Source organism: Streptomyces beihaiensis, assembly GCF_026274175.1.
Classification (GTDB): Bacteria; Actinomycetota; Actinomycetes; order Streptomycetales; family Streptomycetaceae; genus Streptomyces; species Streptomyces beihaiensis.
On sequence record NZ_JAPHNL010000231.1, the window covers coordinates 1 to 615 of the forward strand.

The window sequence follows — 615 nt, forward strand, 5'->3', positions numbered from 1 at the left end:
GCCCTGGGCGAGGGCGCGGCGGACCGGCTGCGCGCGGACCCGTGGCTGTTGCTGCGGGTGAGCGGGGTGCGCCCGGAGCAGGCGGACGGGTTCGCCCGGGCGCTGCTCGGCGAGGAGTGCGGCCCCGGCGACGAGCGGCGCGGCCGTGCCGTCACCGTGTGGCTGCTCGAACAGGCCGCGGTCGCCGGACACACCGCCCTCGACCTTCCGGTGCTCCACGAGGCGCTCGGCAAGCGCGGAGTGCCGGACCCGGACGCCGCCGTGCGGGACACCGTCGCGGAGGGCGCCGCGCTGGTCTTCCAGGACGCTCTGGACGACACGCCCGTGCCCGCACCGGCCGAGACAGGTGAAGGCGGTCAAGACCGTGCACACGGCGCGGACGGCGCGGACGGCGACGACGGCCCGGAGGCCGAACGGCCCGTACGCGTCCTGGTCGGGCTGGAGCGATACGCGCTGGCGGAGGAGAGCCTCGCCGACGGCCTCGCCCGGCTGGTCAACTCGGCGCCGAAGGACGATGGTTCGGCGGCCGACGGCTGGGCGGCGGCCGCCGACGCCGCCCGCGGCTCCACCGCCGAACTGATCCGGGCGGTCGGCTCCCACGGCCTCGTTCTGCAC

At 77.4% G+C, this 615-nt stretch carries 1 protein-coding gene; it reads left to right on the forward strand.

Features of this window, described 5'->3' with window-relative positions:
* A partial coding sequence (locus OFY01_RS18335; RefSeq protein WP_323135530.1) for a helix-hairpin-helix domain-containing protein occupies positions 1–615 on the forward strand: 615 nt, incomplete at both ends.